The organism is Pseudomonas sp. HN8-3 (genome assembly GCF_020790195.1).
GTDB lineage: Bacteria > Pseudomonadota > Gammaproteobacteria > Pseudomonadales > Pseudomonadaceae > Aquipseudomonas > Aquipseudomonas synxantha_A.
Genome location: NZ_CP086206.1, coordinates 4,975,800 through 4,999,874 on the forward strand (window position 1 = coordinate 4,975,800; position 24,075 = coordinate 4,999,874).

The following is a 24,075-nucleotide window of genomic DNA, read 5'->3' on the forward strand; positions in this document are numbered from 1 at the left end:
AGAATCATCCTTTGCCGCCGATACAGCCCTACACATCTTGGCTGGCTCAAACAACAACACACCGTCCAGCAGACAGACATCACTCTTCAAGGAGCTTTCGATGAACAGCTGGTTCGGTAACATCAGCGTCAATCTCAAACTCGGCCTGGGCTTTGGCCTGGTGCTGGTCCTCACCTCGATCCTGGCGCTCACCGGCTGGACCAGCCTGGGCGGCCTGATCGACCGCAGCAACTGGATGAGCGACATCACCCAGCTCAACGCCTCGCTGACCAAGCTGCGGATCGTACGCCTGCAATACATGCTGGCCAATGGCGACGAAGCCGTGGCGCAGAATGTGCAGACCAGCCTGGATGCCTTCGCAGCTCAACAACAGAAATTGCTGGACAGCTTCAAGAGCCCGGAAAACCTCAAACTGCTCAATGACCAGAAAGCCGTCATCACTGCTTACCGCCAGTCCCTGAACAAAATGCGCGAGGCCTACCGCAATGGCAACGCTGCGCGCGACGTCATGGGCGCCAAAGCCGATGTCGCCAACGCACAAATCAATGCACTGGAAACCAGTGTGCAGCAGGCGCCCGATAGCCCGGAGCGCTTCACGCAATTTCTGGCCGTGACCCAAGCCAAGAATGAGTTCCAGCAAGCTCGCTACGAAGTGCGCGGCTATACCAATAGCCCCAACGCAGAAACCGAAGCCCGCGCTGCTGCGCAACTGGAAAAAGCCGTCGGCGGTTTGAAGGGCCTTAGCGCGGCGTTCGGTACCGGCCAGCAAAACGCATTGTCCGCACTGGAAGCCGCCCTCGGTGCCTATCGCAGCGCCGTGCAGAGCTACAAGGCAGCCAACGCCAACATCGTCACCGCCCGCGCCGAAATGACCACCCAGGGCGCCGATATCGTGACGATCAGCGACAAGCTGTACGACATCCAACTGGAACGTCGCGACGCTGAAAGCACCCAGGCCCGCAGCCTGCAATTGATCAGCACCTTGTTGGCACTGCTGGTCGGCGTGATTGCCGCCTGGGTCATCACCCGTCAGATCACCCGCCCGATCCAGGACACCCTGGCGGTGGTGGAGCGCATCGCTTCAGGCGACTTGAGCCACAACATCCAGGTGACCCGTCGTGATGAGCTGGGCGTATTGCAACAAGGCATCCAGCGCATGGGCACGACCCTGCGCGAGTTGATCAGCGGCATCCGCGATGGCGTGACCCAGATCGCCAGCGCCGCTGAGGAGCTATCAGCCGTGACCGAGCAAACCAGCGCCGGTGTGAACAGCCAGAAGATCGAGACCGATCAGGTGGCCACCGCCATGCATGAAATGACCGCTACCGTGCAGGAAGTTGCGCGCAATGCCGAGCAGGCGTCCCAAGCCGCCTCCGACGCCGACGGCCAGGCCCGCGAAGGCGACAAGGTGGTGGCCGAAGCTATCGCCCAGATCGAACGCCTGGCGGCCGAAGTCGCCCGCTCCACCGACGCCATGACGCACCTGCAACAAGAGAGCAACAAGATCGGCAGCGTGATGGACGTGATCAAGGCCGTGGCCGAACAGACCAACCTGCTGGCCCTCAACGCCGCCATTGAAGCCGCGCGTGCCGGTGAAGCCGGCCGTGGCTTTGCCGTGGTCGCCGACGAAGTACGCGGCCTGGCCCAGCGTACACAGAAATCCACCGAGGAAATCGAAGGCCTGGTGGCCGGCTTGCAGAACGGCACCCAACAAGTCGCCAGCGTGATGAACAACAGCCGCAGCCTCACCGACAGCAGCGTCGAACTGACGCGCAAGGCCGGGGTATCCCTGGAAAACATCACCCGTACGGTGTCGAATATCCAGTCGATGAACCAGCAGATCGCAGCGGCCGCCGAACAGCAAAGCGCCGTGGCGGAAGAGATCAGCCGCAGTATCGTGAATGTGCGGGACGTGTCCGAGCAGACGGCGACGGCCAGTGATGAGACAGCCAAGTCGAGTGTGGAACTGGCTCGATTGGGTAGCCAGTTGCAGCAGATGGTCAGTCATTTCCGGGTGTAGAAACCAAAAAGCCGCCTCGATCTAGACCGAGGCGGCTCCACCTCTCAGACCTTAACGGTCATCGAAGCTGTCCCGCAGGAACTTCCATACGTGATACGCACGCAGGCAGTTCACTACGAGGTTCCATGTACGTCGTGCAAACTTAGACATACTCGGCCCTCCGTGAGTTGGGCCTTACCTCCAGCGCACTTACCGGCACATGTGGGCCTTTGGATGCACACCAGTGCTCCTGTGAGGCGGCTGGGTTTATGGTCCTCCCGCGTGAATCCGGCACGGATTACTAGCCCGTGGCGGGCGGTCCAAAATTTGCGCGCGAACCCAGCCAACCTACTTCACGACGAACACAGAACGAGGGCGATACTAGCTCAGCACTCTGCTCCAAGGTGTAACGAACAACGGCCAGCTAGCCTTAAAATCTGTTGCTGTTTTTTGCAAAGTTAAACAACACAAAAGATCAATGCTGCCGTGAAAAACTCTTGTTCGTCTGGTGTTGCATAACGCCCTAAAGCAGCAGTAGTATTGTGACCACGCCAGTGCTCCTGTGAAGCCGCAACCCCAGCCACTAACTGGGTTTGCAAAAAAAACCGCCTTACCAAGGCGGTTTTTTATTGCCTGCCATTTGCCACTTAGCCCTCGCTGTCCTCGACAAACACCAAGCGATTCCCGAACGGATCCCGGATGCTCATTTCCCGCGATCCCCAAGGCGTTTCCTCGACCCCAGGCTTGGCATAGCGGTAATCCTTGCCGAGCAATTGCTGCTGGTACGCATCCACCCTTTGCGCCTGGATCCGCACCGCCGCGCCCGGCGAAGCATCGCCATGGTGCTCGGACAAATGCAACACGCACTCACCCAGCGACACTTGCAGGTACAACGGGAAATTCGCCTCGAACCGATGCTGCCAATCGACCTTGAACCCCAGGAAGTCGACGTAGAATTCCAACGCTTTGGTCTCGTCGAAAATCCGCAGGATGGGGGTGACTTTTCCTAAGTGCATGGCGACCGCTCCGTGTATGAGAACGCCCACTATAAAGACGAAAAGCCGCCACGCAAATCCCCACTGCGCGCCAGGAATCGCCCTGGCCGCTGGCCGTTGGCCTGCCCATTGCTGTAGCTCAGTACGCCGTTAACCCACACACCGTCGATCCCTTCCGCTGCACGTTGCGGTGTGTTGAAATCTGCCACATCACGCACCCGCAACGGGTCGAACAACACCAGGTCGGCCCAGTACCCTTCGCGGATTTCGCCACGCTCGGATAAGCCAAAGCGCGCTGCCGACAGACCAGTCATCTTGTGCACCGCCGTGTGCAACGGGAACAAGCCGACATCGCGGCTGAAGTGCCCCAGCACCCGCGGGAACGCCCCCCACAAGCGCGGGTGGGGAAACGGATCTTCGGGCAAACCATCGGAGCCCACCATCGACAACGGATGGGCGAGGATGCGCCGCACATCGTCTTCGTCCATCCCGTAGTACACCGCTCCCGCCGGTTGCAGGCGACGGGCAGCGTCCATTAGCGAAACGCCCCACTCGGCAGCGATAGCCTGCAGATCCCGCCCACCCATTTCGGGGTGCGGCGTCGACCAGGTGATGGTGATGCGAAACGCGTCGGTCACCTGCTTGAGATCCAGGGTCGAGGAGCTGGCGGCATAGGGATAGCAATCACAGCCCACCGGATGGTTTTTTGCCGCAGCTTCCAGGGCCGCCAACAACTGCGGACTACGCCCCCAGTTACCGGCACCAGCGCATTTAAGGTGGGAAATAATCACTGGCACCCTGGCATGTCGGCCGATCAGAAACGCCTCATCCATTGCCTCCAGCACCGGCTCGAACTCGCTGCGTAAATGCGTGGTGTACACCGCACCATAGGCCGTCAGTTCCTCAACGAGTTGCAACACTTCATCGGTCTCGGCGTTGAATGCGCTGGCGTAGGCCAGGCCTGTGGATAACCCCAGGGCACCGGCCTCCAGGCTCTCTTGCAACTGCACGCGCATGGCCGCGATTTCATACGGTGTGGCGGTGCGATGCAGGTCATCCATATGGTTGCTGCGCAGCGCGGTGTGGCCGATCAATGCCGCAACGTTCACTGCCGGATGGGCGCCTTGCACTGCGTTGCGATAATCGCTGAACCGCGGATAACAGAACTGCTCACGGCTGCCCAACAAGTTCATTGGGTCTGGCGGGTCACTGCGCAAACTCACCGGCGAAGCGCTGATGCCACAGTTGCCGACAATCACCGTGGTCACGCCCTGGCTGAGCTTGGGCAGCATCTGCGGCTGGCGGATCACCACCGTGTCATCGTGGGTGTGCACATCGATAAAGCCCGGCGCCAATACCCGGCCATGCGCATCGATGACATGCGCGGCCTCGTTGGCGGACAGGTCACCCATCGCCTGGATGCGCCCACCGCGCACGCCCACATCGGCGACAAACCCTTCGGTGTTGCTGCCATCAATGACCAGCGCCTGGCGAATCAGCGTGTCGTATTTCATATCAGTCTCCAAGCGGCAGGCTGTCAGGGCCGCCGCGGTAATCATCCAGGGCCAGCTTGATCCGGCGCAGGCGTTCCTGATTGTCGTCCGGCAAGGCCAGCGCCAGCTCGGTGGCAAGCAGGTCGATGGCCAGTAACATGCCGTAGCGGGCGGCGGTGGGTTTGTAGATAAAGCTGGTCTCCGCCGGTTGCAGCGGCAGCAACACATCCGCCAGTTCGGCCAGGGGTGAGTCCGCGAGGGTGAGGGCAATAATCCGCGCGTCGTAGTTGCGCGCCAGCTTCACCACATCCAGTAATTCGGGCGTACGGCCGGTGAGGGAACAGACAAGCAAGGCATGTTGCGGGCCCAGGGTCGCGGCCGTGACGCGCATCATCACCGGGTCATGGCAGGCGGCAATCGGGTAGCCCAGACGCACCAGGCGCACTTGCAGTTCATCGCTGCACAGGCTGGAGGGGCCGCCCATGCCGAACGCGTGAATCATCCGCGCCTTGCCCAGCAAAGTGACCGCATCGGCAAAGCTGTGCTGGTTGAAACCGGACAAATGCTGGCGCAACGTCGCTTCGATATCGCCCAGGATTTGCCGATGAAAGGCCGACTGTTCCGGCAGCCCCGCCGGGTCCAGGAAGCGACTGCCCACGCCACTGGCCTGAGCCAGTTGCAGGCGCAAATCGCGCAAGTCACGGCAGCCGACGCTGCGGGCAAAACGCGACAAGGTCGCGGTGCTGACCTCGGCCCGCTGAGACAACGCCTCCAGGCTGGCCGAGGCGGCAAAGCCCACATCCTCAAGCATCAACTTGGCGATACGCCCTTCGCCGGCGCTGAACGAGTCCTGGCGGGCGCGGATCTGGTAGAGGATGTCCATGGAGGCTCCGGTTAGAGGGTCAGGCTCATAAAACCAGTGACAAGCCGTAGGTCAGACCGAAGGCGACCAGCGAAATCAGGGTCTCCAGTACGGTCCAGGTCTTGAAGGTCTGGATCACCGTCATATTGAAGTATTCCTTGATCAGCCAGAAGCCGCCGTCGTTAACGTGGGAAAAAATCACCGAGCCCGCGCCGGTCGCCAGCACCAGCAATTCAGGGTGTGGATAACCCAGGCCCAAAGCAACGGGCGCGACCACCCCGGATGCAGTGGTCATGGCAACGGTGGCCGAGCCCGTGGCGATGCGCATCAACGCAGCGAACAGCCAGCCCATCACCAGCGGCGACAAGTGGAACGCGTGGGCCAGGCCGAGGATTTCATTGGTCACACCGGCATCCACCAGAATGCGATTCAAACCACCGCCCGCGCCCACCAGCAAGGTGATACTGGCGGTCGGCGCCAGGCATTCGTTGGTGAACTTGAGAATCGACTCCCGGTTGAAGCCCTGGGCCAGGCCCAGGGTCCAGAAACTCACCAGGGTCGCCACCAGCAGGGCAATTACCGAGTTACCGATAAACAGCAGGAACTGATTGAAACCGCTGCCCGGGGTGGAAATCACATTGGCCCAGCCGCCGATCATCATCAGTACCACCGGCAACAGGATGGTGCCCATGGTCAGTGCAAAACTGGGCAGGCGAGTACGCGGTTCGCGCTCGATAAACTGGCGCTCCAGCGGGTTCTCGGCCGGCAGGTGAATATGCGGCACGATGAACTTGGCGTAGACGGGGCCGGCGATGATCGCCGTGGGGATACCGATCAAAATCGCATACAGCACCGTCTGCCCGACCGAGGCGTTGTAGGCCAGCACCGCCATCATCGCCGCCGGATGTGGTGGCACCAGCGCGTGTACCACCGACAAACCGGCGACCATCGGCAGGCCGACCATCAGGATCGATACGCCCACGCGCCGCGCCACGGTAAAGGCAATCGGCACCAGCAGCACAAAGCCGACCTCGAAAAACAGCGGCAGCCCCACCAGGAACGCAATGCACACCATCGCCCAGTGGGCGTTGCGTTCACCGAAGCGGTTGATCAGCGTACGCGCCACCTGCTCGGCGCCACCCGACTCGGCCATCATCTTACCGAGCATGGTGCCCAGCGCCACCACCAGGGCGATATGCCCCAGGGTTTTACCGACGCCCGCCTCATACGACCCCATGATCGTGTCCGCCGGCATTCCGGCCATCAGCGCGAGGCCGATGGACACCAGCGTAATGACGATAAACGGGTTGAGTCGGTAACGTGCAATCAGCACGATCAATGCAATGATGGCAATGGCAGCGTATGCCAATAGCCCGAAGCCCGGTAATGCGGCCATGCGGTACTCCTCGGAAAGGGTCACGTCGAATTGGTTGTGAAACTCATAAATCATTACCGAGGAGTACTTTCAATTTTCATGAAAGTAATTTTCGCCCACGGACAAGCGTTGTCGCATGGAGATATGTCCAGCGCCAGCCCATGAAAATACGGGGGATGTTCTTACATGAAGATCAGGAATGCCGGAAACTCAAGCGCCGCCCTTGAGTCATAGAATGCGCATCCACTCATGCTCAGGAAACCGCCCATGATTCGCACCACACTCGTCGCCAGCGCCCTGCTTCTCTGCTTGGGTGGCACAGCGTATGCCGCCGACAATGCCGCGTTGAAAAAATGCATGGACAGCGCCAATACCACGGCAGACATGGTCAATTGCAACGCCAAACAAGCCAAGGTGCAGGACGAGCGCTTGAACCGCGCCTACAAGACCGCCCTGGCCGCCCAGGACGGCGCGCACAAGCAGCAACTGCAAGACGTGCAGCGCCTGTGGATCAAATACCGCGATGCCAACTGCGCCTTCGCCGGCAGCGCCACCGGCGGCACCATTGATCAGGTCAACGGCTCCGGCTGCGTGCTGGACATGACCCAGACCCGCGCCCAGGAGCTTGAAGACCTGGTAGGCCCCTGACTGCTGGAGCCGGTCTATTGTGGCGAGGGAGCTTGCTCAGTCATGGTGAACCCTGGCGCGCTTGAGCAGCTTCTTGCAGCGCTCGGATAAATGCAGCACCCGCAGATGCTTACCGGCCTTGGCATAGCGCTCGCGCAACGTCATCAGCGCAGCGATCGCCGAATAGTCGACAACACTCAGGTGGCGGCAATCCAGCGTCACCTGGGCCGGGTCATTGGCCGGGTCGAATTGGTTCAAGAACGGCGTGGTCGAGGCGAAGAACAAGGTGCCATGCACCCGGTAAAGCTTGCTGCCGTCGGCCTCCAGATGTTCATCGGCGTACAGCTCTCGCGCCTGCTGCCAGGCAAAATTCAACGCGGCGATGACGATACCGCACAGCACCGCGGTGGCCAGATCCGTGAACACGGTGATGATCGTCACCGCCATGATCACCAGCACATCATTGAGCGGCACCTTGTTGATCACCCGCAACGAGGCCCAGGCGAAGGTCTGCTGCGACACTACAAACATCACGCCCACCAGCGCCGCCAGCGGAATACGCTCAATCAGCGGTGACAGAAACAGAATGAACAACAGGATCATCACCCCGGCAAACACCCCTGAGAAACGCCCGCGCCCACCGGAGCTGAGGTTGATCACGGTTTGCCCGATCATCGCGCAACCGCCCATGCCGCCAAACAGGCCCGAGACCATATTCGCTGCGCCCAGCGCCACGCTCTCACGGTCGGGGTAGCCACGGGTCTCGGTGATTTCGTCGGTGAGGTTGAGGGTCAGCAGGGTTTCCAGCAGGCCGACCATCGCCATCAGGAACGCGTAGGGCGCGATGATGCCGAGCGTGTCGAAGGTCCAGGGGATTTGCGGCAGGGCGAAGGTCGGCAAGCCACCGGCGATATGCGCCATATCGCCCAACGTGCGAGTCGGCAGGCCAAGCAGGTACACCGCCAGACCAACGCCAAGGATCGCCACCAACGCGGGCGGCACGGCGCGGGTCAGGCGTGGCAGCAGGTAGACAATCGCCATGGTCACCACAACCAGGCCCGCCATCACATATAAGGGCGTGCCGCTTAGCCAGCGTTCGCCGCTCTTGAAATGTTCCAGTTGCGCCAGCGCAATGATGATCGCCAGGCCGTTGACGAAACCGAGCATCACCGAGTGCGGCACCATGCGCACCAGCTTGCCCAGGCGCAGCAGGCCGAAGGCGATCATGATCAACCCGCCCAGCAGTACTGTCGCCAGCAAGTATTCCACGCCGTGTTGCACCACCAGCGCAACAATCACCACCGCCATCGAGCCGGCTGCGCCCGAGACCATGCCCGGGCGGCCGCCGAACAAGGCAGTGAGGGTGCAGATGATAAAGGCGCCGTAGAGCCCCATCAGCGGGTTGAGGTGGGCCACCAGGGCAAAGGCGATGCATTCGGGCAGCAGCGCAAAAGACGTGGTGAGGCCGGCCAGGGCGTCGGCGCGCAGACGGGTGAGGTTCATGGAGTACCGGGGAATTGCGAGGGATGAGGCGAGGAATGGTACGGAATTGCGGCGAGTGGGGCTAGCCTCCAGAACTGAGTGGCCCCAATCGGGAGCAAGCCCCCTCCCACACTTGAATGCATTCCAAAGTTGGACATCGGTCAAATGTGGGAGGGGGCTTGCTCCCGATAGCTACACCCAGGTCTCAAGCCAACATCAGACCATCTCGTTGCGAATCCACTCCACCACCGACGTACGCTTGGGCACCCAGCCCAGCAGTTCGCGAGCGTGCTTGCCGCGTACGCGACTGTTGGAGCCCAACCCGTAGTTGGCCATTTCATAGCCCCACTCGGCTTCAGCCTCGGCCAACGGCCAATCCTGCGGTTCGCCCAGGTTCAGCGTCTGGGCAATCGCCGTAGTCATGTCGATAAACGCCGCTTCGCTGCTTTCCACAAAGTAGAAAGTACCCGGTACGTTTTTGGTCAGTGCCAGCAGATACAGGGTGACCACATCCTCAATGTGCACGTTGGACCAGATGTTCTGCCCGCTGCCCACATGGCGCACTACACCGCTCTTGCGTGCCTGCTTGAGCAAGCGTGGCAATTGCACGCTGTCACGCTTCACGCCCAGGCTGTGGCCGTAGATCAGGGTGTTGCAGATCACCGCCGAATTCACACCGTCACTGGCCGCCGCGAGGATCAGGTTGTCGATCGCCACCCGCGCGGCTTTGTCGACGGTCGGCTCAGGCAGGTTGCCTTCGAAGTAGATGACTTCACTGGCCTTGCCGCCCGACGCATCACCGACAATGCTCGACCCGCTGGTATGCAGGAACGGCTTGTTCGAGCCTTTCAAGGCGGCCAGCAAGGTTTCCACGGCGGCGCGATGGTCGCTGCTGGCAGCGTTGATCACCGCATCAGCCTTCTGTGCCTGCTCGGTCAATACGGCTGCGTCGTCGAGGGTGCCGATCACCGGCGTAATGCCCAGGGCGGTCATTTCGGCGGCTTGTTCGGCGCTGCGCACCAGGCCGGTGACGTCATGGCCAGCGTTGACCAGGCCGGTGGCGATGGAACCGCCGATAAACCCTGCTGCACCGGTAACGAATACATTCATGGAGGTTGCTCCTGACTGGGTAAGTGATGCACCCAGTATCCAGCCCCCACTGCTGTCGAATAAGCCCGTACGGCCCAATTCACTCTTGCGTGCAAGTCACGAATCAGCGCGCATACCGAGCCAGCTTGGCCTGAATGAACTCCAGGAAACACTGAATGCGCAGCGCCAATTGCGAGTTGCGATAGAACACCGCGTGGATCGGCTGGCGATAACCACTGTTGAACGCCTCCAGCATGGGTACCAGACGGCCGGCATCGATATCGTCGACCGTCATGAAATTCGACAGGCAACAAATACCCTGCCCCTGCAGCGCCAACTGGCGCACAGTTTCGCCACTGGATGCGCTGACACTGGGCTGGATCAGCCAGCGGTCACCTTCGCCATGACGCAGCGGCCAGTGGTTGAGGGTCTCGGTGTGAGTGAAGCCCAGCAAGGTGTGATCGGCCAACTCGGCAACGGTCGTCGGCGTGCCGTATTGCTTGAGGTAGTCGGGGCTGGCCAGGATATGCAGCGGCGTGCTGCCCAGGGAGCGCGCATGAAGGGTCGAGTCGGCCAGGGTGCCAATGCGAATGGCGATGTCGGTACTTTGCTCAAGCAGGTCGATGATCAAGTCGTCGCTGTTGAGCTCCAACTGGATATCCGGGTACAAGCGGCGAAACTCGGCGATGTACGGCACGATCCCGTGCAGCATGAACGGCACGGCGGCATTGATACGCAGGCGACCGGCCGGTTTTTTCTGGCGCGACGACAGGCGCTCTTCCAGCTCGTCCATCTGCGCCAGGATCACCTTGGCCTGCTCGAAGAAGTACTTGCCCTCTTCAGTCAGGTCCATGCGTCGCGTGGTGCGGTTGATCAGCGTGGTGTCGAGCTTGGCTTCCAGGCGCGACAGCGTGCGGCTGACCGCAGACGGCGTTTGCCCGACCTTTTCGGCGGCGGCAGAAATCGAGCCGCATTCAATCACGCTGACGAAGATCTGTAGCTCATCGGAACGGGCTTTCACGGGCGGTCCTTCATTTATCGGCGGGCACAGGCACAGTCATTATTAACCAGCCAGCAACAAATGGCCTCCCAACAACGCCATGCCCGTGAAAAACCCACGCTTGAACCACAGCGCACTAATGCGTCGGCGAACCACTTGGCCCAGCCACATCCCCAGCAATGCCGGCACCAGCGCCAACACTGACGCACCGATTTCACCACCGCCCAGGGCTCCGCGCCAGGCCAGCCCGGCGGCCAGCGCCAGTGTCGACACCGTGAACGACAGCCCCAGCGCCTGCACCAACTGATCACGGCTCAAGCCCAGCGCTTGCAGATACGGCACCGCAGGGATCACGAAAACACCGGTGGCCGAGGTGATGATGCCGGTGATCAGCCCACACAAGGGCCCCAGCCAGCGCTCGGTCCGGGGCGCGACCTTGAAGGTCGGCAGGAACAAGCCGCTCAACGCATATACCAGCAACGCCGCACCCAACGCGCGGACCACCCACGGCCCACCGTCCATGCCCAGCCACACGGAGCCTAGCCCGGTGCCGCAGAAAATAAGCAACAGCATCGGCCACAGGCGTTTGAGCAAGGCACTCAAATGACCGCCAAACGTCAGCTGCCAGAGATTGGTGATAGTCGAAGGAATGATCAGCAACGCCGCAGCCTGCGCCGGTAACATAGCCAGGCCGAGCATGCCCATGGCTACAGTGGGCAGGCCAAGGCCGATGATGCCTTTGACCGTACCGGCCAGCAGGAAGGTAGTGATGACCAACGCTGTCAGGGCTGGACCGAAGTTTTGGTAGAACGCTAGGAAGGTATTCATGCACCGATTGTGCAGGGCTGGAGAGAGGCTGAAAATTCGCCATATACTGAGGCAGCCTCTTGTTTTTTGTGAGGCTGATGCCGTCATCGCAGGCAAGCCAGCTCCCACATTTTGAACTGTGAATACATCCAAGTGTGGGAGCTGGCTTGCCTGCGATGACGCCCGCCCAGTCACCGGAAACCTGCAGCCATGCACTTTGACCTGATCGACCTGCGCCTCTATCTGCACATCCTCGACAGCGGCAATATCACTGCCGGTGCAGCCCGTAGTCATTTATCCCTGGCGGCCGCCAGCGCACGCATCCGGGCAATGGAGTCTTCACTGGGCATCGCGTTTCTTGAGCGTGGCCGCCGTGGCGTCACCCCAACGCCGGCAGGCAAAGCCCTGGCTCGGCATGCTCGCCTGCTGTTGCAACAGGCCGAACACCTGCAACAGGACCTGGCCGAATACGCCAATGGCGTCAAAGGCCAGGTACGCTTGCTGTGCAATACCACCGCCCTTAGCGAGTACCTGCCTGAATTGCTCGCACACTTTTTGCGCGAGCACCCCAACCTCGATATCGACCTGCAAGAATTGCCCAGCCTGCGCATCACCCAAGCCTTGCGCCAGGGCACCGCCGACCTGGGGATTATTTCCGATGCCGTGGACACCCACGGCTTGCAGACCCTGGCGTTTCGCGATGATCCGCTGGTGCTGATCATGCCCCTGGACCACCCGTTGACCCGCCCGAGTTTTATCGACAGCTTGCAATACGACTACGTGGGCCTGGCGGCCAACAGCGCGCTGGCGGTTTATCTCGAAGAACAGGCACTGCACACAGGCTTTCGCTTGCAGACACGCATTCGCGCCGACGGTTTTGATGGGTTGATTCGCATGGTCGCCGGCGGCGCGGGTCTGGGCATCGTGCCGCAGGCAGCCTTGGAGCGCTGGCCGTCAGAACGCCGTTTCAAGGCCCACCCCCTGCAAGAGGAGTGGGCCTGCCGCTCGTTGCTGTTATGCGCACGCTCGTTCGAGCAACTGCCGGGTTACGCCAGGGCTTTGTTCGACGCCTTGGCCCTGCCCTTGCGGAAGAACCCGTAATACACCGCCGACAGAATCAACAGGAACGGCACGCCGAATACCAAGGTCATCTTGAACGCTTCGGTGAAATAGGTGGTGATCATTACCGCCCCCATCAGCACCAACCCCAGCAGCGTACTGTAGGGAAAAAACCGCAGCTGGAACGACAACTTCGCTCCGCCATGGCGCTTGCGATAGCGGCGAAAGAACAGGTGCGTGAGGAAGATCATGAACCAGGTGAAGATCGCGCCAAACATCGAGATCGCCATCATCAGGGTGAATGAGCTTTCCGGGTACACCACATTCAGCAGGGTCGCCAGGGCAATGCCCGAGCTGGAAAGCAACAAGGCATTCAGCGGGATGCCGTTCTTGCTCAAGGCGCCCATGGACTTGGGTGCAAAACCTGCGCGCGACAGGCTGAACATCATGCGCGTGGTGATGTAGAGCTGGCTGTTCATCGCCGACAGCGCCGCGATCAGGATCACGAAATTCATCACCCCGGTGGCGCCGGGAATGCCGATGGTCTGCATCACCGTGACAAACGGGCTCTGGGCCTGGCCGGCCTGGTTCCACGGCACGATGGCGAGCATCAGCGCCAGGGTCAGCAGGTAGAACACCACCAGCCGTACGATGGTAGCGCGGAAGGCTTTCTTCACCGCCTGCTCCGGGTCGGCGGCTTCACCGGCGGCCACGGCGATCATCTCGACGCTGAGATAGCTGAAGATCGACACAATCACCGCGATCCACATGCCGCTCAAACCATGGGGGAAAAAGCCGTCGTGGGCCGTGTAGTTCTGCACGCCATAGTCCGGGTTGCCGGAGCCGAACACCACATACACCGCCAGGATGATGAAACCGACAATGGCGCTGATCTTGATCGTCGAGAACCAGTATTCGAAGTTGCCGAAGGTCTTCACGCTGATCGCATTGAGCACAATCAGCACACTGGAAAACGACACGATCCACACCCATTCCGGTACGTTGGCGAACCAGTACTTCATGTACATCGCCACCGCCGTGACCTCGGCCCCCACCGCCAGCACAATCGCCGCCCAATAGGCATACCGCACCAGGAACCCGGCCAGCGGGCTGATGTAGAACTCGGCATAGGCGCCAAAGGAGCCGGAGGTGGAATGGGCTACCGTCATCTCCGCCAGGCAGCCCATCAGCAGCAAGGTGATCAAGGCGCCGATGGCATAGCTCACCAGCACGCTGGGACCGGCATACCCGATGGCGTAGGCGCTGCCCATGAACAGCCCGGTGCCGATGGCGCCACCGATAGCGATCATGCTCATCTGGCCGGAAGTGAGCTGGCGCCTGAGGCCCAGTTCGCGGTGGGTGATTTCTGCAAAGCCGTTGTCTGGCGTGGTCACTGGAGTGCCCCTTTATTATTGTGATGGTTGCTGCTGGCGGTGAATCCTGTGGGAGGGGGCTTGCTCCCGATAGCAGTGTGTCAGTCACTGATATGTCAACTGACACACCCCTATCGGGAGCAAGCCCCCTCCCACATTGGGTGTGTGGTGCTATTAAGTAACGCTGTTTCGGACTTTGAATTGCGGCTGGTCCCAGGTGCGGTTGTCGAGAATTTCACCAAGGATTTCCACCGCGTCCCACACCTCGGTAAAGCTTGTGTACAGCGGCGTGAAACCAAAGCGCATGATCCGCGGCTCACGGTAATCGCCGATCACGCCTCGGGCGATCAGGGCCTGGATCACCGCGTAACCTTCGGGGTGTTCGAAGCTCACATGGCTGCCGCGCCGGGCGTGCTCACGCGGCGTGATCAGTTCCAGGCCATGGGCGGCGCAGCGGCTTTCGACCAACGCGATAAACAGGTCGGTCAATGCCAGGGATTTGCGGCGCAGGCTGGCCATGTCGGTCTGGGCGAAAATGTCCAGGCCGCATTCCACCATGGCCAACGAAGTGATCGGCTGGGTACCGCACAGGTAGCGCGCGATGCCGGCGCTGGGGGCGTAGCTCGATTCCATGGCGAACTGACGGGTATGCCCGAACCAGCCTGACAACGGCTGGCGCACCACATCCACCAACGCCGGGTTGACCCAAACAAATGCCTGGGAGCCCGGGCCGCCGTTGAGGTATTTGTAGGTGCAGCCAATGGCATAATCAGCGCCGGCCTGGTGCAGGTCCACAGGCACCGCGCCCGCTGAGTGCGCCAGGTCCCAAAGGCTCAGCGCGCCACACTCGTGGCTCAGCGCAGTCAGCGCCGCCATGTCGTACATGTAGCCAGTCTTGTAGTTGACGTGGGTGAGCATCACCACCGCCACGTCTGCGTCGATGGCCTGGGGCAGTTCGGCCGGGCTGTTGACCAGGCGCAGGGAATAGCCTTGTTGCAGCAGTTCGGCCAGGCCCTCGGCAATATACAAATCGGTGGGAAAGTTATTCGCTTCGCTGACGATCACCTTGCGCGCCGGGGAGCGTTGACGCTGCACACTCAACGCCGCGCTCAGCACCTTGAACAGGTTGATCGAGGTGGTATCGGTGACCACCACTTCGCCCTCACGCGCACCGATCAACGGTGCGAGGCGATTACCCAGGCGCTGGGACAAATCCGCCCAGCCTGCGCTGTTCCAGCTGCGAATCAAGCCATTGCCCCACTCTTGGGCGATCACCTGCTGTGCCCGCTCCAGCGCTGCCACCGGGCGCGCGCCGAGGGAGTTACCGTCGAGGTAGATCACGCCCTCGGGCAAGGCGAATTGGGCGCGCAGGGGTGCCAACGGGTCCTGGGCGTCGAGGGCTTGGCAATGGCTTCGAGTGGTCATGGGTCGTCCTGGTTTTTATAAGTGAGGATGGACCAAATAATGAACGAACTTTTAGAGAATTTTCGTGCAAAGTGGTGGGTAAACGGCTATTTAAGCTGTAGGAAATTCGAATTTAATCTCAAAATACGCGGATATCTTCCAAGCATGATTCTCGACGCCACCGACCTGCGCCTCCTGCATTTTCTGCAACAGGATGGCCGTATCAGCAATCAGGAATTGGCGGAAAAAGTCGCGTTGTCACCGTCCGCCTGCCTGCGCCGTTTGCGCCTGTTAGAGAGCGAAGGAATCATCAGCGGCTACCGCGCGGTGTTGAACGCCGAACAACTGGGGATTGAGCTGGAAGCCATCGTGCACCTGTCGCTGCGCCAGGATATCGAGGACTGGCATGAGACGTTCATCAAGAAGGTGCAAGGCTGGCCGGAGGTGGCGAGCGCCTATGTGATCACCGGCGCCAGCAACTATGTGCTGCGGGTGCAGGCGCGCAACCTCAAGCACTTTTCGGACTTTATCGTGAACCACCTGAACCGCACGGCGGGGGTGATGGATATTCGCTCTGAAATTGTGCTGCAGAAGATCAAGGATCGGGATGAGGTGCTGGATCTGGTCCTGCGCAAGTAACCCATCACTACAGATCAAATGTGAACTAAATGTGGGAGGGGGCTTGCTCCCGATAGCGCAGGATCAGTTAGTAAATAAGTGACTGACACACTGCTATCGGGGGCAAGCCCCCTCCCACATTCTGCCCGCGCTCAGTCCTCGAGAGCCCGTGTGCGTTGCATGCGCTTTTGCTCCACCGGCGCATCAGCCACCTGCAACTCAAAGTCAAAATCAATCTGCGCAAACCGCCCTTCCACGCCAAATTCCCGCGCCAGTTGCGGATCGTCGCTGAAGCGGATCTCGGCAATCAGTTCATCGCGGGTGGCATAGGCAAAGTCATCATGCAGGTACGGGTCATCCGAGAGGTTGATCTGGGTGGTCAGGTGCCGATGCCCGGGCGCCGAGATGAAAAAGTGGATATGCGCCGGCCGTTGCCCGTGGCGCCCCAATTGATCGAGCAACTGCTGCGTCGGCCCGGTCGGCGGGCAGCCGTAGCCCGAGGGTACGATGCTGCGAAAACGGTAGTTGCCCTGGGCGTCGGTCTCGATACGTCGGCGCAGGTTGAATTCAGACTGGTTCGGGTCGAACCACGAATAAGTACCGCCCGTATTGGCCTGCCACACATCGACAATCGCCCCCGCCAATGGCTTGCCCTCGGTATCGCGCACTTGCCCGCGCATGAACAACGGCACCGCGTCGTCCTTGCCATCATCCAGCCGTGCCTCGTATTTGGACAGCGGCGCGCCGGCCACGTACAGCGGGCCTTCGATGGTGCGCGGTGTACCGCCGGACTTGCCCGCCTGCTCATCGGCGGCGTCCATCAACAGGTCCAGGTAATGCTCCAGGCCCAGGCCAGCGGCGAGCAGGCCAGCTTCCTGGTTTTTACCCAGATCATTGAGGTAGTTGACCGCCTTCCAGAACTCCTCGGGGGTCACTTCCAGGTCTTCGATGATGTTCACAGTGTCGCGCAGGATCCGGTAGATCAGCGCCTTGGCGCGCGGGTTGCCGGCGTCATTGAGGTTGCCGCTGGCTTCTTCGAGAAAGCGTTGGGCGTGGGCAGTCTGGGACAGGCGGATGGACATGGTGCACTCCTCATCTTGTAATTATCAGGTTGAAACCGGCTTAGCGGTCGTCCGCATGGATGGACGACGGGTGCCGGCACAGCGCATTAACTTCGATAGCCATGTAAGGAAACAATGGCAGTTGCATCAGCAGGTCATGCAGGTCCTGCACGCTGTCGACATCGAACACGCTGTAGTTGGCGTAGTGCCCGGCGATGCGCCACAGGTGGCGCCACTTGCCCTCTTGTTGCAGGCGTTGCGCCAGGGCTTTCTCTTCGGCCTTGAGGCTGTCGGCACGCTCAGGGGGCATGTCGAGGGGCAGGTTCACAGTCATTTTTACGTGGAACAACATGGCAGGCGCCTCTTAGTATTTGTCACGGCTAAAGAACGCCAGACGCTCTTCATCGAGCGCCAGGCCCAGGCCCGGTGCAGTGGAAACATGCAGCTGGAAATCGCGGTACACCGGTGGCTCGGCAAGGATGTCTTCGGTGAGCAACAACGGGCCGAACAGCTCGGTGCCCCACGCCAGTGTGTTCAGCGTGAGGAAGGCATGGGCCGACGCCAGGGTGCCGATACCGCCTTCGAGCATGGTGCCGCCGTACAGGCCGATGCCTGCCGCCTCGCCGATCGCCGCCGTACGCAGCACGGCGCGGGGGCCGCCGTTCTTGGCGATCTTGAGGGCAAACACCGAGGCCGCGCCTTCACGCGCCAGGTTGAACGCATCTTCGACACACTCGATAGACTCATCGGCCATGATCGGCACCGGGCTCGACAGGTTGAGCCGGGCCATACCGCCACGGTTGTTGCGTGAGATGGGTTGCTCGATAAGGTCGATACCGTTGTCGCCGAGCACCTTGCACGCCCGCAGCGCCACGGCCTCATCCCAGGCCTGGTTGACGTCGACACGCACACTGGCGCGCTCGCCCAGAGCTTTTTTGATCGCGATCACATGGGCCAGGTCGCGGCTGACTTCACCGGCGCCGATCTTCAATTTGAAGATGCGGTGACGGCGCAGGTCGAGCATTTTCTCGGCCTCGCTGATGTCCTGTTCGGTATTGCCGCTGGCCAGGGTCCAGGCCACCGGCAACGCGTCACGCACACGCCCGCCCAGCAGTTCGCTGACCGGCAGCCCCAGGCGTTTGCCGAGGGCGTCGAGCAAGGCGCTTTCGATGCCGGACTTGGCAAAGGTGTTGCCGCGAATACTGCGCTCCAGGCGCAACATGGCCGCGTTGATGTTGCTCGCATCCTGGCCGATCAGCAGCGGGGCGAAGTGGCGGTCGATGTTGACCTTGATGCTGTCGGGGCTTTCATTGCCATAGCTGAGGCCACCGATGGTGGTAGCTTCGCCGATGCCTTCAATGCCGTCGGTGCACCGCAGACGGATAATCACCAGGGTCTGGTTTTGCATGGTGTGCATCGCCAGCTTGTGCGGGCGAATGGTGGGGAGATCGACGATGAGGGTGTCGATCGACTCGATGGTGCAAATCGGCATGGCAATACCCGTTGGGTTCTTTATAGATTTGCGTCGATTCTGTTCCGCATTTTTTCGGGCTTCCAATATAGAATTGGTCTTGTGCGATACCCTCAAGGTATGAAAGGAGTCGATATGGAACTGCGTCACTTGCGCTATTTCCAGGTGCTGGGCGAGACCCTCAATTTCACCCGGGCTGCCGAACGCCTGCACATCGCCCAGCCGCCCTTGAGCCGGCAAATCCAGCAGCTGGAGGATGAACTGGGGGTGCTGCTGCTGGAGCGTAGCCGACCGTTGCGCCTGACCGAAGCCGGGCGGTTTTTCTATGAACACGCCAATGTGCTGCTCGAACAGCTGGGCACGGTTTGCGACAACACACGGCGCATTGGCCTGGGCGAAAAGACGTGGCTGGGCATCGGCTTTGCACCCTCGACCTTGTACGGCGTGCTGCCGGAACTGATTCGCAGGCTGCGCAATCACGAGGCCCTGGAGCTGGAGTTGGGCTTGTCGGAGATGACTACGCTGCAACAGGTCGAAGCGCTCAAGGCCGGGCGCATCGATGTGGGTTTCGGGCGCATTCGCATCGACGACCCGGCCATCGTCCAGCGCGTATTGGTGGAGGATCGCCTGGTGGCCGTGCTGCCCAGCGGTCACCCCTTGCTGGGTGCCCCTGCCACCCTCGCCCAGTTGGCCACCGAGCCCTTTGTGCTCTACCCAGGCAACCCGCGCCCCAGTTATGCCGACCATGTGATCGCGCTGTTCGACGCCCACGGTTTGAGCCTGAAGGTGGCGCAGTGGACCAACGAGTTGCAGACCGCCATCGGCCTGGTAGGCGCCGGTATGGGTGTGACGCTGGTACCGGCGTCGGTGCAGGTGCTGCATCGGGCGGATATTGGCTATACGCCGGTGGTGGAGGCGACTGCGACCTCGCCGATCATTCTGAGCCGACGGGTGAATGACCAGTCGCCGGGGCTGACTCATTGCCTGCAACTGGTGGAAGAGTTGATCTGAGATTCCATATGCACCACAAATCCAATGTGGGAGGGGGCTTGCTCCCGATAGCTGTGGTTCAGTCAACTATTCCAGTGCCTGACACACCGCTATCGGGAGCAAGCCCCCTCCCACATTTTGATCTTCATCAGGTTCAAGTAATGCGCATGCGCTTGCGCTGCTGTGTCTGACTGGGCGACTCATCAAACAACTTGCGGTACTCCGCCGAAAACCGCCCCAGGTGAGTAAAGCCCCAACCCAAGGCAATTTCAGAGATAGTACGCACCGAGCCCTGTTCAAGAATTTCCTGACGCACCGCCCCCAACCGATGCTTCTTCAGATACGCCATGGGCGACAAGGCGAAGTACTTGCGAAACGCATCGAACAGCTTGAACCGCGACACCCCGGCCGCCGCTTCCAGGTCTTCCAGGTGCAGCGCTTCACGGGCGTTGTCGTGGATGTACTGGCGCGCACGAATCAGGTAGTGCGGCAGTTTTACCCCCAACACCTCGCGCAATTCTTCAGAATAGTTATTCGGCTGGGCCAGGATCAGCCCTTTGATCAGCGAGCTTTCCAGGTCCCGGGTAAATGCGGCCTGCTCGTACAACTCGCTGCTGCATTCCAGTTCGGCGATGAAGTATCGCGCCATGCGCCACCACGAAGCCGGGGCGCCGTCCACGGCATCCATCACCGATTCAAAGCGCAGCGGCGCATCAATGGGCCGTTGCAGCAAACCTTCCAGCGACTCGCTCATCGCCGTACGGGTGATCACCACCTGCAACTTGCGACAGTCACCGGAAATCGCCAGCACCTGGTGCTCGTTGGGTGAAATGATCACGCCCTGGTCGCGGTTGGAACTGAGGCGTTCACCGTTCTTGCTCAGCTCCTGTTCGCCCACCAACGGCAGGCTCAGGCTGTAGCTGCTGAAATGCTCGGCGTCTTCGATGTCGATAGTCACGTCGGTGCCGTACTCAATCACACCCAGGGTGGTGGCGCGGGACTTGAACACGTTGGCGCTGTGATGAAATCGCAGGCGCTCGGGGGTAGCCGTCGCCAGGCGATGGGGCCCGCAGATGCCGGACATCCAGCTGCGGGCACCTTCGAGGTCAAAGCGTTGAATATGAATATCGTGTGTCTGGCTACTCATCGGGCTGCACCCACGGCGGTTAGGCGTTTGCGCGCTCTGGCGGCGCATCGTTGAACATCGACAGCAAGTTCCAAGCCACGTCGGCGCCGTTGCAACCACGTGGATAGCAACCGTCGACTATGTGGATAAATTCAGGTTTTCTGCGACCGTCACCTGCAATGACAGTAGCCCATTGCGTCACCGCGCCGCACCGTGTTGAGTATTTGCTGCCCAACTTTGCGGCCCATCTTCCCCCATTAAGCGGATAGCCCACCGCCCTTCTGCAGCGCCTTAATGGCTCACCCGTTTTAGCCATTATCAAAAGGTGCCTCCCATGAGTGGTGCAAGAACCGTCGAGCAGTGGAAAACCTTTATCGAAAGCTGCCTGGACTTTCGCCCGGCAGATGAAGTGTTCCGCATCGCCCGCGACATGTTCACCGAACCCGAGTTGTTCGACCTGGAGATGGAACTGATCTTCGAGAAAAACTGGATCTATGCCTGTCACGAAAGCGAACTGGCCAATAACCACGACTTCGTGACGATGCGTGCCGGGCGCCAGCCGATGATCATCACCCGCGACGGCGAAGGCCGGCTCAACGCGTTGATCAATGCCTGCCAGCACCGCGGCACCACCCTCACCCGGGTGGGCAAGGGCAACCAGTCCACCTTTACCTGCCCGTTCCACGCCTGGTGCTACAAAAGCGATGGCCGGCTGGTCAAGGTCAAGGCGCCGGGGGAATACCCGGAAGGGTTTGATAAAGCCACCCGCGGCCTGAAAAAGGCGCGCATCGACAGCTACAAAGGCTTTGTCTTTATCAGCCTCGACGTAAACGGCACCAACAGCCTGGAAGATTTCCTCGGCGACGCCAAAGTGTTCTTCGACATGATGGTCGCGCAATCGGCGACCGGTGAGCTGGAAGTGCTGCCGGGCAAGTCGGCCTACACCTACGACGGCAACTGGAAGCTGCAAAACGAAAACGGGCTGGACGGTTATCACGTCAGCACCGTGCACTACAACTACGTGGCCACGGTGCAGCATCGCCAGCAGGTCAATACCGAGAACGGCGCAGGCGCAAGCACAACGCTGGACTACAGCAAGCTCGGCGCCGGCGACGCGAATACCGATGACGGCTGGTTCGCCTTCAATAACGGCCACAGTGTGTTGTTCAGCGACATGCCCAACCCCAGCGTACGTTCCGGCTACGCCACCATCATGCCGCGCCTGGTGGCCGAACATGGCCAGCAAAAGGCCGAATGGATGATGCACCGCCTGCGCAACCTGAACATCTACCCTAGCCTGTTCTTTCTCGACCAGATCAGTTCGCAGCTGCGCATCATCCGCCCAGTGGCCTGGAACAAGACCGAGATCATCAGCCAATGCCTGGGGGTCAAGGGTGAGTCCGACGCGGATCGCGAAAACCGCATTCGCCAGTTCGAAGATTTCTTCAACGTCTCGGGCATGGGCACGCCGGACGACCTGGTGGAGTTTCGCGAAGCCCAGCGCGGTTTCCAGGGCCGCCTGGAACGCTGGAGCGATATATCACGGGGCAGCCACCGCTGGGAGACCGGACCCACGCCTAACAGTGAAGCCATCGGCATTCAACCGGCCATGACCGGCACTGAATTCACCCACGAAGGCTTGTACGTCAACCAGCACCGCAATTGGCAACAGTTTCTGCTCAAGGGTTTGGACCAGCGGGCCCTGAGCCTGCGGGAGGTGAAGTGATGAATGCGCAATTGCAGTACCGGGTCGAGCAGTTTTTTTACCGTAAATCCGAACTGTGCGACGCCCAGGACTGGGACGCCTACGTGCAGTTGTTCGACCCCCAGAGCGAATTCCATTTGCCGCAATGGGACTCGGAACACGTCTACACCAAAGACCCAAAACGTGAGATGTCGTTGATCTACTACGCCAACCGTTCGGGCCTGGAAGACCGCGTGTTCCGCCTGCGCACCGGCAAGGCAGCCTCGGCGACGCCAATGCCGCGCACCCTGCACCTGATCAATAACCTGCGCATTTCGGAGCAGGCTGACGGCACGTTGGAGGTGCGCTTGAACTGGCACACGTTGTTCTATCGCCTGGCCACGTCCGAGCAGTTCTACGGGCATGCCACGTACCACCTGAAGCCTGCGGGCGACAGCTGGCTGATCATGCGCAAGCACGCCTTGCTGCTCAACGACACCATCAACTCGGTGCTGGATTTCTATCACCTATAGGCACCGGGAGTTTTTCCTATGAATCACAAAGTGGCCTTCAGCTTTGCCGATGGCAAGACCCTGTTCTTCCCGGTGGGCGCCAATGAAATCCTGTTGGATGCAGCCCTGCGCAACGGTATCAAGATCCCGCTCGATTGCCGCGAAGGCGTGTGCGGCACTTGCCAGGGGCGTTGCGAATCCGGCGAGTACACCCAGGACTATGTCGACGAAGAAGCGCTCTCGAGCCTCGACCTGCAGCAACGCAAGATGCTCAGTTGCCAGACTCGGGTGCAGTCCGACGCCACCTTCTACTTCGACTTCGATTCAAGCCTGTGCAATGCATCCGGGCCAGTGCAGGTACGCGGTACGGTGAGCGACGTGCAGCAGGTCTCCACCAGTACGGCGATCTTGCAGGTGCAACTGGACCAGCCACTGGATTTCCTGCCCGGCCAGTACGCTCGTGTCGCGGTGCCCGGCACCGACAGTTGGCGCTCCTACTCCTTCGCCAATCGGCCGGGTAACCAACTGCAGTTCCTAGTGCGCCTGCTGCCGGATGGGGTGATGAGCAACTACCTGCGCGAACGCTGCCAGGCGGGCGACGCGATGCTGCTGGAGGCGCCATTGGGGGCGTTCTACCTCCGGCATGTCACCCGGCCGCTGGTGCTGGTGGCGGGTGGTACCGGGTTGTCGGCGTTGCTGGGTATGCTCGATGAACTGGCGGCCAACGGCTGCTCGCAACCGGTGCACCTCTACTACGGCGTGCGCGGTGCCGAGGATTTATGCGAAGCGGCGCGTATCCAGGACTACGCGAGGACAATCCCGGGCTTTCGCTACACCGAAGTACTCAGCGATGCTTTATCCGAATGGCCCGGCAAGCGCGGCTACCTCACCGAACATTTTGACCTGGCCGAATTGCGGGACAGATCGGCGGATATGTACGTGTGCGGCCCCCCTCCAATGGTCGAATCCATTCAACAATGGCTGGTGGATCAGGCACTTGATGGCGTTCAGCTGTATTACGAAAAGTTTACGCAGAGTAATATCTGAC

General features: G+C 60.6%; 21 protein-coding genes and 2 pseudogenes. 9 read left to right on the forward strand and 14 right to left on the reverse strand.

Translation table 11 applies throughout. The features are described from left to right. Positions 1-100 precede the first annotated feature (100 nt). Positions 101-1,117 (forward strand): annotated as a pseudogene (locus tag LJX92_RS27160) (methyl-accepting chemotaxis protein); the annotation flags it as partial. A gap of 306 nt (positions 1,118-1,423) precedes the next feature. Then, positions 1,424-2,020 (forward strand): annotated as a pseudogene (locus tag LJX92_RS27165) (methyl-accepting chemotaxis protein); the annotation flags it as partial. Between the two features lie 626 nt (positions 2,021-2,646). Here the strand turns inward: LJX92_RS27165 and LJX92_RS22165 are convergent. The 4 genes from LJX92_RS22165 to LJX92_RS22180 are packed head-to-tail and all read right to left on the reverse strand — an operon-like array spanning position 2,647 to position 6,745. Beyond that, positions 2,647-3,015: a glyoxalase superfamily protein gene (locus LJX92_RS22165; protein WP_032879523.1), complete on the reverse strand. Its 369-nt coding sequence runs from the start codon at positions 3,013-3,015 to the stop codon at positions 2,647-2,649. Positions 3,016-3,044: 29 nt separating this feature from the next. Next, a complete protein-coding gene (locus LJX92_RS22170) occupies positions 3,045-4,508 on the reverse strand; it encodes an N-acyl-D-amino-acid deacylase family protein (RefSeq protein ID WP_228308953.1) in 1,464 nt (487 codons plus the stop codon). Position 4,509: 1 nt separating this feature from the next. Next, the gene (locus LJX92_RS22175; protein ID WP_228308954.1) at positions 4,510-5,370 is read right to left on the reverse strand and encodes a MurR/RpiR family transcriptional regulator; all 861 of its coding nucleotides are present in this window, start codon (positions 5,368-5,370) and stop codon (positions 4,510-4,512) included. A gap of 25 nt (positions 5,371-5,395) precedes the next feature. Beyond that, the gene (locus LJX92_RS22180) at positions 5,396-6,745 is read right to left on the reverse strand and encodes a gluconate:H+ symporter (protein WP_228308955.1); all 1,350 of its coding nucleotides are present in this window, start codon (positions 6,743-6,745) and stop codon (positions 5,396-5,398) included. A gap of 246 nt (positions 6,746-6,991) precedes the next feature. On the opposite strand from LJX92_RS22180, the gene LJX92_RS22185 reads away from it, so the two are divergent. Further along, on the forward strand, positions 6,992-7,372 hold the full coding sequence (locus tag LJX92_RS22185; protein WP_032879519.1) for a lysozyme inhibitor LprI family protein: 381 nt from the start codon (positions 6,992-6,994) through the stop codon (positions 7,370-7,372). A gap of 36 nt (positions 7,373-7,408) precedes the next feature. Here the strand turns inward: LJX92_RS22185 and LJX92_RS22190 are convergent, their stop codons facing one another. The 4 genes from LJX92_RS22190 to LJX92_RS22205 form a co-directional block, all read right to left on the reverse strand. Continuing rightward, positions 7,409-8,854, reverse strand: a complete 1,446-nt coding sequence (locus LJX92_RS22190) for a SulP family inorganic anion transporter (protein ID WP_032879517.1) — start codon at positions 8,852-8,854, stop codon at positions 7,409-7,411. Between the two features lie 195 nt (positions 8,855-9,049). Next, positions 9,050-9,943 carry an NAD-dependent epimerase/dehydratase family protein gene (locus tag LJX92_RS22195; protein WP_216092096.1) on the reverse strand — a complete coding sequence of 298 codons (894 nt, stop codon included), beginning with the start codon at positions 9,941-9,943 and terminating at the stop codon, positions 9,050-9,052. Between the two features lie 103 nt (positions 9,944-10,046). Then, the gene (locus LJX92_RS22200; protein ID WP_078822289.1) at positions 10,047-10,943 is read right to left on the reverse strand and encodes a LysR family transcriptional regulator; all 897 of its coding nucleotides are present in this window, start codon (positions 10,941-10,943) and stop codon (positions 10,047-10,049) included. Between the two features lie 42 nt (positions 10,944-10,985). After that, positions 10,986-11,750: a sulfite exporter TauE/SafE family protein gene (locus LJX92_RS22205; RefSeq protein ID WP_228308956.1), complete on the reverse strand. Its 765-nt coding sequence runs from the start codon at positions 11,748-11,750 to the stop codon at positions 10,986-10,988. Positions 11,751-11,939: 189 nt separating this feature from the next. Between LJX92_RS22205 and LJX92_RS22210 the strand changes: the two genes are divergently transcribed. After that, positions 11,940-12,830: a LysR substrate-binding domain-containing protein gene (locus LJX92_RS22210; protein WP_005791344.1), complete on the forward strand. Its 891-nt coding sequence runs from the start codon at positions 11,940-11,942 to the stop codon at positions 12,828-12,830. Here the strand turns inward: LJX92_RS22210 and LJX92_RS22215 are convergent. Continuing rightward, a complete protein-coding gene (locus LJX92_RS22215) occupies positions 12,776-14,182 on the reverse strand; it encodes an amino acid permease (protein ID WP_034133661.1) in 1,407 nt (468 codons plus the stop codon). The two genes, LJX92_RS22210 and LJX92_RS22215, sit on opposite strands and share 55 nt — an antisense overlap. A 153-nt stretch (positions 14,183-14,335) precedes the next feature. After that, entirely contained in the window at positions 14,336-15,586 is a 1,251-nt protein-coding gene (gene kynU / locus LJX92_RS22220) for a kynureninase (protein ID WP_228308957.1), read from the reverse strand. 144 nt (positions 15,587-15,730) lie between these two features. Here kynU and LJX92_RS22225 point away from each other — a divergent pair, with 144 nt between their 5' ends. After that, the gene (locus tag LJX92_RS22225; RefSeq protein ID WP_032879507.1) at positions 15,731-16,204 is read left to right on the forward strand and encodes an Lrp/AsnC family transcriptional regulator; all 474 of its coding nucleotides are present in this window, start codon (positions 15,731-15,733) and stop codon (positions 16,202-16,204) included. A 131-nt stretch (positions 16,205-16,335) separates the two neighbouring features. Here the strand turns inward: LJX92_RS22225 and catA are convergent, their stop codons facing one another. The 3 genes from catA to LJX92_RS22240 are packed head-to-tail and all read right to left on the reverse strand — an operon-like array spanning position 16,336 to position 18,736. After that, complete coding sequence (catA, locus tag LJX92_RS22230; RefSeq protein WP_078822294.1) at positions 16,336-17,265, reverse strand: catechol 1,2-dioxygenase; 930 nt, start codon at positions 17,263-17,265, stop codon at positions 16,336-16,338. A 40-nt stretch (positions 17,266-17,305) separates the two neighbouring features. Beyond that, entirely contained in the window at positions 17,306-17,596 is a 291-nt protein-coding gene (gene catC / locus LJX92_RS22235; RefSeq protein ID WP_056845956.1) for a muconolactone Delta-isomerase, read from the reverse strand. 12 nt (positions 17,597-17,608) lie between these two features. Then, positions 17,609-18,736, reverse strand: a complete 1,128-nt coding sequence (locus LJX92_RS22240) for a muconate cycloisomerase family protein (RefSeq protein ID WP_032879498.1) — start codon at positions 18,734-18,736, stop codon at positions 17,609-17,611. 114 nt (positions 18,737-18,850) lie between these two features. On the opposite strand from LJX92_RS22240, the gene LJX92_RS22245 reads away from it, so the two are divergent. After that, positions 18,851-19,726 carry a LysR family transcriptional regulator gene (locus LJX92_RS22245; protein WP_032879497.1) on the forward strand — a complete coding sequence of 292 codons (876 nt, stop codon included), beginning with the start codon at positions 18,851-18,853 and terminating at the stop codon, positions 19,724-19,726. A 133-nt stretch (positions 19,727-19,859) separates the two neighbouring features. Here the strand turns inward: LJX92_RS22245 and LJX92_RS22250 are convergent, their stop codons facing one another. Then, positions 19,860-20,852, reverse strand: coding sequence for an AraC family transcriptional regulator (locus LJX92_RS22250; protein ID WP_103734932.1), 993 nt, complete (start codon positions 20,850-20,852; stop codon positions 19,860-19,862). A 313-nt stretch (positions 20,853-21,165) separates the two neighbouring features. Here LJX92_RS22250 and antA point away from each other — a divergent pair, with 313 nt between their 5' ends. From antA to antC, 3 genes are read left to right on the forward strand one after another with little or no spacing between them, the layout of a single operon-like run. Then, entirely contained in the window at positions 21,166-22,557 is a 1,392-nt protein-coding gene (gene antA, locus LJX92_RS22255) for an anthranilate 1,2-dioxygenase large subunit (protein ID WP_032879492.1), read from the forward strand. Next, positions 22,557-23,048, forward strand: coding sequence for an anthranilate 1,2-dioxygenase small subunit (antB, locus tag LJX92_RS22260; protein WP_005791362.1), 492 nt, complete (start codon positions 22,557-22,559; stop codon positions 23,046-23,048). Before antA ends, antB begins: the two co-directional genes overlap by 1 nt. An 18-nt stretch (positions 23,049-23,066) precedes the next feature. Next, positions 23,067-24,074, forward strand: a complete 1,008-nt coding sequence (gene antC, locus LJX92_RS22265; protein ID WP_228308958.1) for an anthranilate 1,2-dioxygenase electron transfer component AntC — start codon at positions 23,067-23,069, stop codon at positions 24,072-24,074. The last annotated feature ends 1 nt before the right edge of the window (position 24,075 follow it).

What these genes read in the sequence shown, in the direction of transcription:
- antA (WP_032879492.1), top strand. Translation starts at nt 21,166, where the DNA reads ATGAGTGGTGCAAGAACCGTCGAGCAGTGGAAAACCTTTATCGAAAGC.
- antC (WP_228308958.1), top strand. Translation starts at nt 23,067, where the DNA reads ATGAATCACAAAGTGGCCTTCAGCTTTGCCGATGGCAAGACCCTGTTC.
- LJX92_RS22175 (WP_228308954.1), bottom strand. Translation starts at nt 5,370, where the DNA reads ATGGACATCCTCTACCAGATCCGCGCCCGCCAGGACTCGTTCAGCGCC.
- LJX92_RS22225 (WP_032879507.1), top strand. Translation starts at nt 15,731, where the DNA reads ATGATTCTCGACGCCACCGACCTGCGCCTCCTGCATTTTCTGCAACAG.
- catC (WP_056845956.1), bottom strand. Translation starts at nt 17,596, where the DNA reads ATGTTGTTCCACGTAAAAATGACTGTGAACCTGCCCCTCGACATGCCC.
- kynU (WP_228308957.1), bottom strand. Translation starts at nt 15,586, where the DNA reads ATGACCACTCGAAGCCATTGCCAAGCCCTCGACGCCCAGGACCCGTTG.
- LJX92_RS22195 (WP_216092096.1), bottom strand. Translation starts at nt 9,943, where the DNA reads ATGAATGTATTCGTTACCGGTGCAGCAGGGTTTATCGGCGGTTCCATC.
- LJX92_RS22170 (WP_228308953.1), bottom strand. Translation starts at nt 4,508, where the DNA reads ATGAAATACGACACGCTGATTCGCCAGGCGCTGGTCATTGATGGCAGC.
- LJX92_RS22240 (WP_032879498.1), bottom strand. Translation starts at nt 18,736, where the DNA reads ATGCCGATTTGCACCATCGAGTCGATCGACACCCTCATCGTCGATCTC.
- antB (WP_005791362.1), top strand. Translation starts at nt 22,557, where the DNA reads ATGAATGCGCAATTGCAGTACCGGGTCGAGCAGTTTTTTTACCGTAAA.
- LJX92_RS22185 (WP_032879519.1), top strand. Translation starts at nt 6,992, where the DNA reads ATGATTCGCACCACACTCGTCGCCAGCGCCCTGCTTCTCTGCTTGGGT.
- LJX92_RS22180 (WP_228308955.1), bottom strand. Translation starts at nt 6,745, where the DNA reads ATGGCCGCATTACCGGGCTTCGGGCTATTGGCATACGCTGCCATTGCC.
- LJX92_RS22245 (WP_032879497.1), top strand. Translation starts at nt 18,851, where the DNA reads ATGGAACTGCGTCACTTGCGCTATTTCCAGGTGCTGGGCGAGACCCTC.
- LJX92_RS22190 (WP_032879517.1), bottom strand. Translation starts at nt 8,854, where the DNA reads ATGAACCTCACCCGTCTGCGCGCCGACGCCCTGGCCGGCCTCACCACG.
- LJX92_RS22210 (WP_005791344.1), top strand. Translation starts at nt 11,940, where the DNA reads ATGCACTTTGACCTGATCGACCTGCGCCTCTATCTGCACATCCTCGAC.
- LJX92_RS22250 (WP_103734932.1), bottom strand. Translation starts at nt 20,852, where the DNA reads ATGAGTAGCCAGACACACGATATTCATATTCAACGCTTTGACCTCGAA.
- catA (WP_078822294.1), bottom strand. Translation starts at nt 17,265, where the DNA reads ATGTCCATCCGCCTGTCCCAGACTGCCCACGCCCAACGCTTTCTCGAA.
- LJX92_RS22205 (WP_228308956.1), bottom strand. Translation starts at nt 11,750, where the DNA reads ATGAATACCTTCCTAGCGTTCTACCAAAACTTCGGTCCAGCCCTGACA.
- LJX92_RS22165 (WP_032879523.1), bottom strand. Translation starts at nt 3,015, where the DNA reads ATGCACTTAGGAAAAGTCACCCCCATCCTGCGGATTTTCGACGAGACC.